Origin of the sequence: Chryseobacterium nepalense (assembly GCF_023195755.1) — a bacterium.
Classification (GTDB): domain Bacteria; phylum Bacteroidota; class Bacteroidia; order Flavobacteriales; family Weeksellaceae; genus Chryseobacterium; species Chryseobacterium nepalense.
Genome location: NZ_CP096203.1, coordinates 2,008,946 through 2,023,935 on the forward strand (window position 1 = coordinate 2,008,946; position 14,990 = coordinate 2,023,935).

Annotated in this window: 11 protein-coding genes; 1 reads left to right on the plus strand and 10 read right to left on the minus strand. The window is 38.1% G+C overall.

Annotated elements, in window-relative coordinates; translation table 11 throughout:
- The first annotated feature begins 297 nt into the window (after positions 1 to 297).
- Positions 298 to 510 carry a hypothetical protein gene (locus tag M0D58_RS08660; protein WP_072883545.1) on the plus strand — a complete coding sequence of 71 codons (213 nt, stop codon included), beginning with the start codon at positions 298 to 300 and terminating at the stop codon, positions 508 to 510.
- Between the two features lie 53 nt (positions 511 to 563).
- Here the strand turns inward: M0D58_RS08660 and M0D58_RS08665 are convergent, their stop codons facing one another.
- From M0D58_RS08665 to rpoB, 10 genes are all read right to left on the minus strand, one after another.
- On the minus strand, positions 564 to 1,856 hold the full coding sequence (locus M0D58_RS08665) for an MFS transporter (RefSeq protein ID WP_248388409.1): 1,293 nt from the start codon (positions 1,854 to 1,856) through the stop codon (positions 564 to 566).
- 264 nt (positions 1,857 to 2,120) lie between these two features.
- Complete coding sequence (locus M0D58_RS08670) at positions 2,121 to 2,870, minus strand: T9SS type A sorting domain-containing protein (protein ID WP_248388411.1); 750 nt, start codon at positions 2,868 to 2,870, stop codon at positions 2,121 to 2,123.
- 3 nt (positions 2,871 to 2,873) lie between these two features.
- Entirely contained in the window at positions 2,874 to 3,401 is a 528-nt protein-coding gene (locus tag M0D58_RS08675) for an ankyrin repeat domain-containing protein (RefSeq protein WP_248388413.1), read from the minus strand.
- Positions 3,398 to 3,943: a YceI family protein gene (locus M0D58_RS08680; RefSeq protein ID WP_248388414.1), complete on the minus strand. Its 546-nt coding sequence runs from the start codon at positions 3,941 to 3,943 to the stop codon at positions 3,398 to 3,400. The genes M0D58_RS08675 and M0D58_RS08680 overlap by 4 nt, the downstream gene beginning before the upstream one ends.
- Positions 3,944 to 3,952: 9 nt before the next feature.
- Positions 3,953 to 4,291 (minus strand): hypothetical protein, encoded by a 339-nt coding sequence (locus M0D58_RS08685; protein ID WP_248388415.1) that lies wholly within the window; start codon positions 4,289 to 4,291, stop codon positions 3,953 to 3,955.
- A 1-nt stretch (position 4,292) separates the two neighbouring features.
- Positions 4,293 to 5,138: a DUF5777 family beta-barrel protein gene (locus M0D58_RS08690; protein ID WP_248388417.1), complete on the minus strand. Its 846-nt coding sequence runs from the start codon at positions 5,136 to 5,138 to the stop codon at positions 4,293 to 4,295.
- 123 nt (positions 5,139 to 5,261) lie between these two features.
- Entirely contained in the window at positions 5,262 to 5,912 is a 651-nt protein-coding gene (locus tag M0D58_RS08695; protein WP_248388419.1) for a Crp/Fnr family transcriptional regulator, read from the minus strand.
- Between the two features lie 227 nt (positions 5,913 to 6,139).
- A complete protein-coding gene (locus tag M0D58_RS08700) occupies positions 6,140 to 6,445 on the minus strand; it encodes a DUF3467 domain-containing protein (protein ID WP_029295596.1) in 306 nt (101 codons plus the stop codon).
- A gap of 89 nt (positions 6,446 to 6,534) precedes the next feature.
- Positions 6,535 to 10,800, minus strand: a complete 4,266-nt coding sequence (gene rpoC / locus M0D58_RS08705; RefSeq protein WP_248388421.1) for a DNA-directed RNA polymerase subunit beta' — start codon at positions 10,798 to 10,800, stop codon at positions 6,535 to 6,537.
- Between the two features lie 84 nt (positions 10,801 to 10,884).
- A complete protein-coding gene (rpoB, locus tag M0D58_RS08710) occupies positions 10,885 to 14,706 on the minus strand; it encodes a DNA-directed RNA polymerase subunit beta (protein WP_248388423.1) in 3,822 nt (1,273 codons plus the stop codon).
- Positions 14,707 to 14,990 lie beyond the last annotated feature (284 nt).

Consider the following 14,990-nt stretch of genomic DNA (forward strand, 5'->3'; position numbering starts at 1 on the left):
CATATTTTATTTTCTGTATTAATTGATCGGTTAACCAGGTACAAAGCTTATTTTTAAAGGACTTTTCATATTATAAAATTTTTTGTTTAATTTTTTTGTTCGGTAATAACATTATTCAATTCATGAAAAATTTATTAAAATGATTTTAAAACAAATAATTCATTGCTAAAATTATAAGCATTTCTTATTTTTATATAGAAAAATTCATTATCTTTATACTGATTTTCATTTACACCCCTGAATTTTGGTAGGGTGTTTGATATAAAAGTATAGTTTTAATTAAAATCCAAAAAATAGATGAAAAATATCCAAGACGAATTTCAGGTTTTTAAAGATGAATTGAGAAAGTTGAATATTGAGGTTCAGAAAGTGGTAAAAGTTGGAAATGGCAGTATGGATTTCCATGAAGTTTTTTACAAATCGCCGAGATATGAAGATGTAAAGAGCGTATATGTTCAGAGACATAATCTGGATAATATTCTCCAAAAATTTAAGCAAGCCTATCATTAAATAGAACCCGCGGCTCAGATTCTCTGAGCCGCGGGTCTTTTATATATTTTGTTTTAATCTTTATCAAGAGAAGATGTTTTCTTCGTGTCTCCCATTCTTGAGTAAACGATCAGTGAAAAGAAAATACAGCCGGTAATATACCAATAAAAATAATGCTCTACATGCTGCTGTTTAAACCATAATGCCAGATATTCTGCCGTTCCTCCGAAAACCGCTACCGTCAATGCATATGGAAGCCCGACTCCCAAAGCTCTTACTTCAGACGGGAAAAGCTCAGCCTTTACGACTGCATTGATAGATGTATAACCACTTACAATAATTAGTGCAGCCATGATCAGAAAGAAAGCACCCCACATGGAAGTGGTCGTACTTAAAGCGTCCAGCAGGGGATAAGTGAATACTGTTCCCAAGATCCCGAAGCCCAGCAGCAAAGGTCTTCTTCCTATTCTATCCGAGAGGGCTCCAAAAAGAGGCTGCAGACAGGCAAAAATAAAGAGCGAAACAAAAGAGATCAATGTAGAATCTTCTTTTGTAAGATGAACAGTATTTACCAGAAATTTCTGCATGTAAGTAGTATAGGTATAGAATGCAAGCGTTCCGCCTAAAGTGAGACCTACTACTGTCAGTAGTGCTTTAGGATGTTTCAGTAATTCTTTTATAGTCCCTTTTTTATTTTCCTCTATCTTTTTTTTACTTTCAAAAGCTTCCGTTTCGTGGAGATTTGCTCTCAGGTACAACGCAATTACGGAAAGCAATGCCCCGATGACGAAAGGAATTCTCCAGCCCCAGTTTTCAAGCTGGCTTTCCGTAAGTAATATTTTTTGTAAAATCAGTTGAATTCCGAGTGCGATGAGCTGTCCGCCAATCAAAGTCACATACTGAAAACTGGAATAAAATCCGCGTCTGTCGGAAGTTGCCATTTCACTGAGGTAAGTTGCAGATACACCATATTCTCCTCCCACACTGAGACCTTGCAGAAGACGTGCTGTTAATAAAAGTAACGGAGCCAAAACTCCTATTGCATCATACGTTGGTGTTACTGCAATCAGCAACGATCCGAAAGACATGAGCAATACTGAAAACGTCATGGCTTTTTTCCGTCCGATCCGATCTGCAATACTTCCGAAAAGCCAACCACCAACAGGGCGCATAAGAAAGCCAACGGCAAAAATTCCCGCTGTGTTCAGCAGTTGTGCCGTCATATCAGAATCGGGGAAGAAAGAGTTTGAGAAGTAAATGGCAAATGCGGCGTACGCATACCAGTCGTACCATTCAACAAGATTTCCGATGGATCCGCCTACAATAGCTTTTATTCTCCCAGCGGTAGTGATTTGAGTAGTTTTCATGCCGGAAAGATATTTCTTTTTCGATATATGTAAAAGATGGTTGAGTAAAATTTGCAATGAAAGTGCCTTGACGATAATAATTATTTACCTGAACGTCTATTGCTGCAAAGCTAAAGACGGCTTTATTCACATAAAAACAAATAACGTCTGAAAAATTAAACTGATAATATTATCCAAAAAAAACTGTAGTAAGTATGGGTAATGATGGGATAAATTTCGGCGGCAAAGCCGCCGCCCCGAAATTATTTATAAAGAGTTTTGTTATTATTCTTTAATAAGCTGTTCAAAAGTAGTTGATCCGTCTTTTAAAGTGATTTCCAGATAATAATTTCCGGATTTCAGATCTGAAATATTGATTTCTTTCCCATCCACTTTCACGGTTCTGATTTTTCTTCCTGCAGAATCAAAGATGTCTGCCGATTTGATCTTATCAGCATTTTTGAAGCTTACCGTTTCTTTTGCAGGATTAGGATACAGCATTATCTTCTGTTTTTCCGCTACAACTTCTCCGGTTGCCAGCGCTGAAGCTCTGGTAAGAGTAGCATAGTCTCTTAAAGAACCATGATAAGCAAGGCCTAACGCACCAGCTCTTCTTGCATAGAAAATATCAATATTTGAATTGGTGTTGGACAATGCGAAATCTCCTGCACCTCCTGCTAAGCTTCTGGTGGCTATAACCGTTCTTGTACTTCCGGAAACCGTGTCCGATGTTACAGTCCAATCCTGGGAAGAGTCAGCAGAAGGAGTTACACCTATTCCACTAAATGTGTAATCCCTGTTTGCAGAAGAATTATAAATAAATCCGTCTGCTCCGGAGGCCATTCCACTTGTTCCAAAACCTATGGCCAGCATAGAATTGCTGTCTCCTGTGAGTACCAGAGTCACTGTAGTAGGATTGGTAACGATTCTTACTGTCATACCTGTCGTCGGCAGACTTACTGTTCCTGTCGAAAAAGTCTGTGCTCCGATCAAAGATGCCAGAGCCATTGATAAAGTAAGTAAAACTTTTTTCATATGTTAATTTTTTAAGAGATTAATGATTTCTTTATTATTGGTCTGCAAGGCATACTCGAAAGGAGTCATTCCCTGTGAATCTTTTAAGGTTTTATCAGCCTTGTACTTTAGTAACAATTCAGTTAATTCTTTATTACCGGACTTTACTGCCCAAAATAACGGAGTTATTCCTGTGGCGTCAGCAATATTAGGATTCGCATTTTTCTTCAGAATATATTCTACCAATTCTTTATTGTATCTAAAGGCGAGTCCGGCGAGAGCGGTACCTTCCCTACTTTTATAATTTACATCTTTTACATGATCAATCAGAAATTTGGCCACCTCAACATTTCCTCTATAGCATGCAAGAATGAGTGGTGAGAATCCGTTTTCATTGGTTTGGTTAATGACATCCGGGTCCTTTTTCATCAGTTCTTTTACTTCCTCAACAGTTCCGGTACGGGCGACATCAAAAATTGATTTTGCGTTGTCCTGGGCAAATGTCAAAGTAAGTCCCAGGAATATACTTAATATTATAATGATCTTTTTCATTGTTTAACCAAAATATAATTATATTCAACATTCACTGTTTCCGCTACTTTTTTCATTACCATTTTAGGGATTGTCACTTTATGATCAGCAGCTTTTACCGTAAATCCTCCTGACATAAAAATTTTTCCGTCTTTGGCATATATTGTTGCAGTTGAGGTGTAAGCCTTTGCCACTCCGTGGAAATTAAGAGTTCCCTGAACCGTAAATTTCTGAGGTGAAGCCGTAACTTTCGACTTATCAAAATTCACAATTTTACCGGTAAATGTAGTTTTTGGAAATTTAGCCGTTTCTGCATAGCTTTCATTAAAATGCTCTTCCATGAGTTTGGTTTTAAAATGAAAGTTTTTAACCACTGAAACAGAGGCAACATCTCCGTTATCGGCGTTGAGAACAACAATATTATTGTCGTCCTGTGCAAATACATCTTCAAAAAGAGGAACTGAGGCTTCAAAGGTAACCTTTCCTGTTTTAGACATATATTTTTGGGCAAAAAACAAGTTGCCCGTTATCATTAACATGATGAAAATAATCAGCTTTTTCATAATAGATATTTAGTTTTCGGAAAGTCCGTCGGCTTTCCATTTGGTGATGATATTGATTTGTGCAGGTGACAAACTTCCGCCCTGCGGCATTTTCAGAGGATCTCCATTGGGCCTGCTGATACGGTCTATAATATTGTTGATATTATTTTTCACCTGATTATAATTGGTTAAAGCCAGAGCACCGGGAGAATGGCAACTCACACAGTTGGCATCAATAATCGCTTTAACATCTTTATTATAAGTTACTTTTTCAGCAATAGGCGTGTTATCCGATATCTCTTCATAGGTTCTGCTTTCACAGGCAATAAATACTGCTGCCGTTGAAATGATGTATACAAACTTTTTCATATTAAAAAACTCTATAAAGATTAAATCCGAAGAAAATCTGTCCTTTTTCCCACTTTCCCGTAGCATTGGTGAGATACCCAATATCTGAATTGATTTGCGAATTGGTAAACAACAGTTGAAAAACGTGGCCTCCCGTTTCAATATCCATCCCTACAGACAGAGGATTTTTATAAAAACTGTGGTTATCAAAATTCACGAAATATTCTGCATTAATCGATATTCTTTTTGAAATCTTGTATCTTCCCCCGATACCCGCCAGAAACTGATCTTTATCTTCAATTGTCGGTTCGTAAAGATTTTTATGAACATAAGAAGGAGTTAGCTGCAGTGAAAAATCATCATTAAATCTTCTGGAAATCAAAGCCTGAGTAAGATAAGAAAGTCTGTCTGCAAACTTCAGATGTGGATAATTATCCGTGCTCAGATCTGTATTTACGGCCAATACATTGTACCCTACAATATCCACCGGGAAATTATCATTTTGTTTCACCAATCTGTATTTTGCGCCGCCCTCAAAAGTTTTCTGATTGGTTTCTCTTGATAAATTTAATGATAGCCAGTCTGTAGCTCCATAAATAACCCCAAGTTTGGTTGAGGCATCATCCAGTCCGAAAAAATCTTTGAAGCCTTTGCTTACATCACCAAAACGGTGTGCCACAACAATGTACCACTCTTTTTTTGCGGGTAATTTAGTAGATTGTCCGGTTACAATCTGCAATGCCTTAAAAGCAGGCTGGGAAGTATCGGTATTTTTTGTTTGAATGGTGTCAATATCTTTCAGCAGATCCTCCTGTGCAAAGGTGAAACCTGAGATCAATACCGACAAAAATAGTAAGGTTTTTGTCATACAATTTCTATTAAAGTTTAGTATGACAAACTTATATACTTATGCTATCAAAAGTGCGTGATAAAAGTCACCGACCGGATTGTTTTTATCAATCAAATTGTTAAATTAATTAAATATAATTTATTAGCCTTGTATAACATTTTCATTAAGAGGCAATTTTATGCCTTCTTTGGTTTGCGAAATGTCGCCTTCATTCTCAATTTTTTTCAAAACACGGCTTACTACTTCTCTGGAAGTCCCCAGATTGCTTGCTATTTCGCGATGGGTAAGCTTTATAGGATTGCAGCCGGTGATTGAAATCTGCTGCCGGATATAATTTAATACTCTTTTATCAAGTCTGTGAAAAACGGCATAGTTTACCATACTCATGACGTCTGAAAATCTTTTGTCATATTCATGGTAAAAAACACGATTGATTTCCGGATATGCAATCAGCCAATCGTGGATTATTGATACCGGAACAAGCATAATTTCAGAATCTTCTTCTGCTACGGCATATACCCTGCTGATATAGTCTGTAAAAATAGATGAAAAAGTCATCAGACAGCTATCATTAGTTCTGATGTAATAATAGATAAGTTCACGGCCGTCATTTAATGTAAAAACCCTTACAGACCCTTTAATGAGAAAGGGTACAAATTTGTTTTTCTGACCTTCACGAATAATTTCAGTCTTTGCCTTTACTTCTGTGACGACTGCATTTTTATTAAGTTCACCTAAAAATTGTTCGCCTAAAAAACCAAATTTATTACGAACAAACTGATTATTTACCATATCCTAATACCATATCTTGAAGCAAAGATATAAAATTGTGACTTGGATTTTATATTTTTTTAATCTATTAATAAGAATTATAAAATAATAGGAAATTACAAACAATATACAATTCTAATTAGTAGCAACGTATGAAATAAAGCATTTATATCATATAACAGCAATCTATCAGTATAAAAAAATGCCCCATTAAAAATGGAGCACTTCTGTATGTTTATGAGTAAATCTTAAGCGTTTACGTTGTTTCCTCCTAATACGAAAGGTTCAACTTCTTTGATTTCTCCGAATTGTTGCTCATAGTTAGCAATATTCTGTTGAAGAGCAGAAAGTACTCTTTTTGCGTGAAGTGGAGCAAGGATAACTCTTGATCTTACTTTCGCTTGCTGTACACCCGGCATTAACTGGATGAAATCTACTACAAACTCAGATGGAGAGTGGTTTACCAAAGCTAAATTAGCATAGATACCAGCCGCTACCATTTCGTTTAATTCGATGTTGATGTTTCCGTCTTGTGGGTTTTGATTGTTGTCCATTTGTTATAAATTATATTTTAAAAAATTCGAAATTTGAGATTGTGAAAGTATAAAAATAATTTCAAACCTCAAATTTCAAATTATAAATTTTAGTTAAGATCTTCGAATTCTTTCTTAGAACCAACGATTACATTCTGGTATTCTTTAAGACCTGTACCTGCAGGAATTCTGTGTCCTACAATTACATTTTCTTTAAGACCGTGCAGATCATCAACCTTACCTGCAACTGCTGCTTCATTAAGAACTTTCGTTGTTTCCTGGAACGATGCGGCAGACATGAATGATTTAGTCTGAAGAGCTGCTCTTGTAATACCCTGCAATACTGGCGTTGCCGTAGCTGGTAAAGCTTCTCTTACTTCCACTAAAGCCTGATCTTCACGCTTTAACTTAGAGTTTTCGTCTCTTAATTCTCTTGCCGTAATCATCTGACCCGGTTTGAATACTTTAGAATCTCCCGCCTCTACTACAACTTTAAGACCGAATACTCTGTTGTTTTCTTCCAAGAAATCATATTTATGTTCAAGAGCACCTTCAAGGAACTGAGTATCACCTCCGTCAACGATAGATACTTTCGTCATCATCTGTCTTACGATGATTTCGAAGTGCTTGTCGTCAATTTTTACCCCTTGTAAACGGTAAACTTCCTGAATTTCATTTACCAAATATTCCTGAACAGCTGTTGGGCCTTTGATTCTCAAGATATCGTCCGGTGTGATAGATCCGTCAGAAAGTGGCGAACCAGCTCTTACGAAGTCATTCTCCTGTACAAGGATCTGGTTGGATAATTTAACCAAATAAATTTTTCTCTCCCCAGTTTTAGCTTCAACGATCAATTCACGGTTACCTCTCTTGATTTTTCCGTAAGAAACTACCCCGTCGATTTCTGTAACCACCGCTGGGTTTGAAGGGTTTCTTGCTTCGAATAATTCGGTAACTCTCGGAAGACCTCCGGTGATATCCCCTGCTTTTGCAGATTTTCTAGGGATTTTAATTAAGACTTTACCAGCCTTAATTTTTTCACCATCGTTTACCATTAAGTGGGCTCCTACCGGTAAGTTGTATGCTTTCTGCTCAACTCCTTTAGAATCTACCACTTTTAATGTTGGTACGGCTTTCTTATTTCTGGATTCAGAAATTACTTTCTCTTCAAATCCTGTCTGTTCGTCAATTTCCAATTGGAATGAAACCCCCTGGATGATATCTTCGTACTCTACCTTACCTGCTGTTTCAGCAATAATAACGGCGTTATACGGATCCCATCTACAGATTACATCTCCTTTTTTCACTTTATCACCAGGTTTTACTGCTAATATGGAACCATAAGGTACGTTGGCTACCATTAATGGTGTTCTTGACTCATTATCAGCAACCAATCTGAATTCCGTTGAACGGGAAACAACCACTTCAGCAGTATTACCGTTTTCATCTTCAGAAGTAATGGTTCTTACTTCATCCATTTCAACGATACCGTCTCTTCTTGCAACGATTGATGGGTTTTCTGATACGTTTCCTGCAGTACCCCCTTGGTGGAATGTTCTCAACGTAAGCTGAGTTCCCGGTTCCCCGATGGATTGTGCTGCAATTACACCTACCGCTTCACCCATGTGAATCATTTTACCTGTTGCTAAGTTTCTACCGTAACATTTCGCACAGATACCTTTCTTAGCTTCACAAGTTAATGGTGAACGAACTTCAACAGCTTCTAATCCTGCTTCCTCGATTCTCTTAGCTAATGCTTCAGAGATTACCTGGTCAGCTTCAGCGATTAGTTCATCACTTTCAGGATCGTAAATATTATGTAAAGAAACTCTACCTAAGATTCTTTCGGAGATTTTTTCAACGATCTCGTCATTTTTCTTAAGTGCAGTAACTTCTGTTCCTCTTAACGTTCCACAGTCTTCTTCTGTAACGATAACGTCCTGTGCAACGTCTACCAATCTTCTCGTTAAGTAACCGGCATCGGCCGTCTTAAGAGCGGTATCCGCAAGACCTTTACGGGCACCGTGGGTAGAGATAAAGTATTCTAGGATGGAAAGACCTTCTTTAAAGTTTGCAAGAATCGGGTTTTCAATGATCTCCGCTCCGGTAGAACCGGCTTTCTGCGGTTTTGCCATCAAACCTCTCATCCCTGATAACTGACGGATCTGTTCCTTAGAACCCCTCGCCCCGGAGTCAAGCATCATGTATACAGAGTTGAAACCACCCTGATCAACTTTCATTCTGCTCATGATCATCTCCGTTAATCCTGCGTTGGTGTTTGTCCAAACGTCGATTACCTGGTTATAACGTTCTGTATCGGTAATTAGACCCATGTTATAATTAGCTCTAATTTCGTCTACAGTTTCGATTGATTGTGCAATCATCTGCTTTTTCTCAACAGGAACTACGATATCACCTAATGAGAAAGAAAGACCTCCTTTGAATGCGTTTGAATATCCTAAGTCTTTCATCGCATCAAGGAACTTCACAGTGGTAGGGAAATCCGTATCAGCAAGGATCTTACCGATAACGTTTCTTAATGATTTCTTCGTTAAAAGCTCATTAATATATCCTACCTGCTTCGGTACAATCTGGTTAAACAAAATTCTACCTACAGAAGTTTCGATCAGTCTTGTAACGATTTCACCGTCTTCTTTAACCGGAAGTCTACATCTTACTTTAGCATTTAAAGATACTCTTCCTTCAGCGTAAGCGATTTCCGCTTCCTCAGGAGAATAGAATGCAAGACCCTCACCTTTTACTTTCATATCTTCTGTAGAGCTCAATTCTTTGGTCATGAAATAAAGACCAAGAACCATGTCCTGAGAAGGTACCGTAATTGGAGAACCGTTTGCCGGGTTCAGGATGTTCTGAGAACCTAACATCAATAACTGAGCTTCAAGGATTGCTTCCGGACCTAACGGTAAGTGTACCGCCATCTGGTCACCATCGAAATCCGCATTGAATGCTGTCGTTACCAATGGGTGAAGCTGAATTGCCTTACCTTCGATCATCTTAGGCTGGAATGCCTGAATACCCAGTCTGTGAAGCGTAGGTGCCCTGTTCAATAGTACCGGGTGACCTTTCATCACGTTTTCAAGGATATCATATACTACAGGTTCTTTTCTGTCGATGATTCTCTTTGCAGATTTTACGGTCTTTACAATTCCTCTTTCAATCAGTTTTCTGATAATGAACGGTTTGTAAAGTTCAGCAGCCATATCTTTAGGAATACCACATTCGTGAAGCTGTAAGTTTGGACCTACGACAATTACCGAACGTGCAGAGTAATCTACCCTTTTCCCTAATAAGTTCTGACGGAAACGACCCTGCTTACCTTTCAATGAATCTGAAAGTGATTTCAATGGTCTGTTAGATTCAGATTTTACAGCTGAAGATTTTCTTGTATTATCGAATAATGAATCTACTGATTCCTGAAGCATACGCTTCTCGTTTCTCAAGATTACTTCAGGAGCTTTGATCTCCAATAATCTCTTCAAACGGTTGTTTCTGATAATAACTCTTCTGTAAAGGTCATTCAAATCGGAAGTTGCGAAACGTCCACCATCCAACGGAACCAATGGTCTTAATTCCGGCGGGATTACTGGAAGCACACGCATAATCATCCACTCAGGCTTGTTGATCATTCTTGTATTAGCACCTCTTAATGCTTCTACAACGTTCAATCTTTTTAAAGCCTCAGTTCTTCTTTGTTTTGAACCTTCATTGTGAGCTTTATGTCTTAAATCGAAAGACAATGCATCAAGATCGATTCTTTTTAATAACTCCTCAACAGCTTCAGCACCCATTTTAGCGATGAATTTGTTTGGATCGGAATCATCAAGATACTGGTTCTCAATTGGAAGAGTTTCCATGATATCCAAGTACTCTTCTTCCGTTAAGAATTCCATATTCTCGAAATCGGAACCGTCTAATTTTTTAGCAATCCCCTGCTGAATCACTACATATCTTTCGTAGTAGATGATCATATCCAATTTCTTGGAAGGAATTCCTAAAAGGTAACCGATTTTGTTCGGTAAAGAACGGAAATACCAGATGTGAGCAATTGGAACTACCAAATTGATATGTCCGATTCTCTCTCTACGTACTTTTTTCTCCGTAACCTCTACTCCACAACGGTCACAAACGATCCCTTTGTAACGAATTCTCTTGTATTTACCACAAGCACATTCGTAATCTTTTACGGGACCGAAGATTTTTTCACAGAACAAACCATCTCTTTCAGGCTTATGCGTTCTGTAGTTAATGGTTTCCGGCTTAAGAACCTCCCCTCTCGATTCCTGAAGAATCGATTCCGGTGAAGCTAAACCGATGGTTATTTTATTAAATCTACTTGATTTATTTTTATTTGACATTTGTTAGATTTTAAATTTTAGATTTTAGATTTTAGATTAATTTCAGAATGTCTCCATTCAGCATTGATAATTTAAAATTTAAAATTATTCCTCTAGTCTTACGTCTAATCCAAGACCTTGTAACTCATGAAGTAGTACATTGAATGATTCCGGAATACCTGGTTCAGGCATCGATTCACCTTTAGCAATGGCTTCGTAAGTTTTCGCTCTACCAATTACGTCATCCGACTTCACGGTAAGGATCTCTCTCAGGATATTTGATGCTCCGAATGCTTCAAGAGCCCAAACCTCCATCTCTCCGAATCTCTGACCTCCGAACTGAGCTTTACCTCCTAACGGCTGCTGAGTAATCAATGAGTATGGACCGATCGAACGTGCGTGCATCTTATCATCAACCATGTGACCTAATTTCAGCATGTAGATCACACCCACGGTCGCTGCCTGAGTAAATCTTTCTCCGGTACCACCATCATAAAGATAGGTGTGACCGAATTTAGGAAGACCTGCTTTATCTGTGTACTCAGTAATCTGATCAAGCGTTGCCCCATCAAAGATCGGTGTTGCAAACTTCAATCCTAATTTCTGACCAGCCCATCCAAGAACTGTTTCATAGATCTGACCGATGTTCATACGTGAAGGTACCCCAAGTGGATTCAATACGATATCTACTGGTGTTCCGTCTTCAAGGAATGGCATATCTTCTTCACGAACAATTCTCGAAACGATACCTTTGTTACCGTGACGTCCTGCCATTTTATCTCCTACATTCAGCTTACGTTTCTTAGCGATGTAAACTTTAGCCAACTTCATGATACCTGCAGGAAGTTCATCTCCGATTGAAATTGCGAATTTCTCACGGTTTTTAACCCCTTGAATATCGTTGTACTTGATTTTGTAGTTGTGAATTAATTGTTTGATCAATTCATTTTTATCGTTATCAACCGTCCAATCTGAACCGCTAACGTTTACATAGTCTTCAACTGAAGTCAATAATTTGTGAGTAAACTTCACCCCTTTACCGATGATTTCTTCGTCAAGGTCGTTTTTAACGCCCTGAGAAGTTTTACCGCTTACGAGTGTATTTAATTTTTCAATTAAAGTGTTTCTCAAATCATCAAACTTAGCCTTGTAAGTGTTTTCAATTTCTTCAAGCTTAAGTTTTTCCTCAGTTCTTTTCTTTTTATCTTTAATGTTTCTTGAGAACAATTTCTTGTCGATCACAACACCTCTTAATGAAGAATCTGCTTTTAATGAAGCATCTTTTACATCACCGGCTTTGTCACCGAAAATCGCTCTAAGAAGTTTTTCTTCAGGAGTCGGGTCAGATTCACCTTTTGGGGTGATTTTACCAATCATGATATCTCCAGGCTTCACTTCAGCCCCGATTCTGATCATACCGTTCTCGTCAAGATCTTTAGTAGCTTCTTCAGAAACGTTTGGAATATCTGCTGTAAGCTCTTCCATACCTAATTTGGTATCACGAACTTCAAGAGAATATTCATCTACGTGGATTGAAGTAAACCAGTCTTCACGTACAACTTTTTCGTTGATTACGATCGCATCCTCGAAGTTGTATCCTTTCCAAGGCATGAACGCAACCACTAAGTTTCTACCAAGAGCCAATTCTCCTTTTTCAGTAGCATACCCGTCGCAAAGTACCTGTCCTTTTTCCACTACGTCACCTACTCTTACATTTGGTCTTAGGGTAATGGTTGTACTTTGGTTGGTTTTTCTAAACTTAGTTAAGTTATATGTTTTAGTAGCAGACTCGAATTGTACTAAATCTTCGTCTTCGCTTCTTTCATATTTAATAACGATTCTGTCAGCATCAACATATTCTACAGTTCCTGTACCTTCAGCGTTAATCAAAATTCTTGAATCTCTTGCAACCTGCTGCTCAAGCCCTGTACCCACTACCGGAGCCTGTGGCTTCAATAGAGGAACTGCCTGACGCATCATGTTGGATCCCATCAATGCACGGTTCGCATCATCATGCTCCAGGAACGGAATCAATGAAGCTGAAATACCGGAAATCTGGTTTGGTGCTACATCGATAAGATTAACCTGAGAAGGCTCAACTACCGGATAGTCACCATCCAATCTTGCAATAATTCTGTCTGTTAAGAAGTCTCCATTATCACTCAATTCAACGTTTGCCTGAGCAATTACTTTATCTTCTTCATCTTCAGCATTTAAGTAGATAGGATCAGCATTAAGATCAATCTTGCTGTCTGCTACTTTTCTATACGGCGTTTCGATGAAACCAAGTCTGTTGATTTTAGCATAAATACCTAAAGATGAAATCAAACCGATGTTTGGTCCTTCCGGAGTTTCGATCGGACAAATTCTTCCGTAGTGCGTATGGTGAACGTCTCGAACCTCGAAACCTGCTCTTTCTCTTGATAAACCTCCAGGCCCTAGTGCAGAAAGTCTACGCTTGTGCGTGATTTCTGAAAGCGGGTTGGTCTGGTCCATGAACTGAGAAAGCTGGTTGGTACCAAAGAACGAGTTGATTACTGATGTTAACGTTTTAGCATTAACAAGATCAAGCGGCGTAAAGATTTCGTTATCTCTAACGTTCATTCTTTCCTTGATTGTTCTTGCAATTCTTGAAAGACCTACACCGAACTGTCCTGCCAACTGCTCACCAACCGTTTTAATTCTTCTGTTTGATAAGTGGTCGATATCATCAACTTCAGCTTTAGAATTTACCAATTCGATCAAGTGTCTTACGATCGCGATGATATCTTCTTTGGTAAGAACCTCAGTTGTTGTAGGAATATTAAGACCTAACTTTTTGTTTAGTCTGTAACGTCCAACTTCACCTAATGAATATCTTTGCTCAGAGAAGAATAATTTTTCAATGATTCCTCTTGCTGTTTCTTCATCTGGCGGATCTGCATTTCTTAACTGACGATAGATGTACTCTACCGCTTCTTTTTCAGAGTTGGTAGGGTCTTTCTGTAATGTATTCTGGATGATAGAGAATTCATTGCTGTTTTCTTTGTGAATCAGGATTGATTTCACACCAGCATCAAGAATAAGATCTAAATGTTCTTTTTCAAGAATAGTTTCTCTGTCCAAGATGATCTCGTTTCTTTCGATAGAAACTACTTCACCTGTATCTTCGTCTACGAAATCTTCAAACCAAGTGTTCAAAACTCTCGCAGCTAATGTTCTTCCTTCTACTTTTTTAAGGGCAGCTTTAGAAACTTTCACTTCCTCAGCAAGATCGAAGATCTGAAGGATGTCCTTATCAGATTCGTATCCGATTGCTCTTAATAAAGTTGTTAATGGTAACTTTTTCTTACGGTCGATATACGCGTACATAACGCTGTTGATATCGGTTGTAAATTCCATCCAAGATCCTTTAAAAGGAATGATTCTTGAATAATATAATTTGGTTCCGTTTGCGTGGTACGTCTGTCCGAAGAATACACCAGGCGAACGGTGTAACTGGGTAACGATAACTCTCTCAGCACCATTGATGATGAAAGATCCACTAGGAGTCATATAAGGAACCGGACCTAAGTATACATCCTGAACTACGGTTTGGAAATCCTCGTGTTCTGGGTCTGTACAATACAATTTAAGCCTTGCTTTAAGAGGAACTGAATAAGTCAATCCTCTTTCCACACACTCATCGATTGAATAACGCGGAGAATCTACCAGATAATCCAGGAATTCCAACACAAATTGGTTTCTGGAATCCGTAATCGGGAAGTTTTCCTGAAAAGTCTTGTAAAGACCTTCATTCGTTCTGTCTTCAGGAAGCGTATCAAGCTGGAAAAACTCTCTAAAAGACTCGATCTGGATGTCCAGGAAGTCAGGAGTGATGATTTTTCCTTTTGCTGACGAGAAATTAATTCTCGGCGTTCCCTTAGTTGTTGCTGTTGTTTTACTCATAAAACTTTTAAGAAAGGGTTAAAAAATATTTTGATTTATTAAAAAATATCAGGAGCTGAAAAAGAGAATTATGAAAAGATAAAGACTTCAAATGTTGGCGCTATTAGAAATTGTCTTTGCTCTTTTACATTCTTAAGATCTGATCCTAACTGCAACACTGGTATATCTTTTCACAGCGTAATGCAAAATATTTTTTACTTTTGAAGCGGAAAGCCATAATATCTATATACAACAAAGCCCTTTCATAATATGAAAGAGTTGATTCACAGTATATTATTAATTTA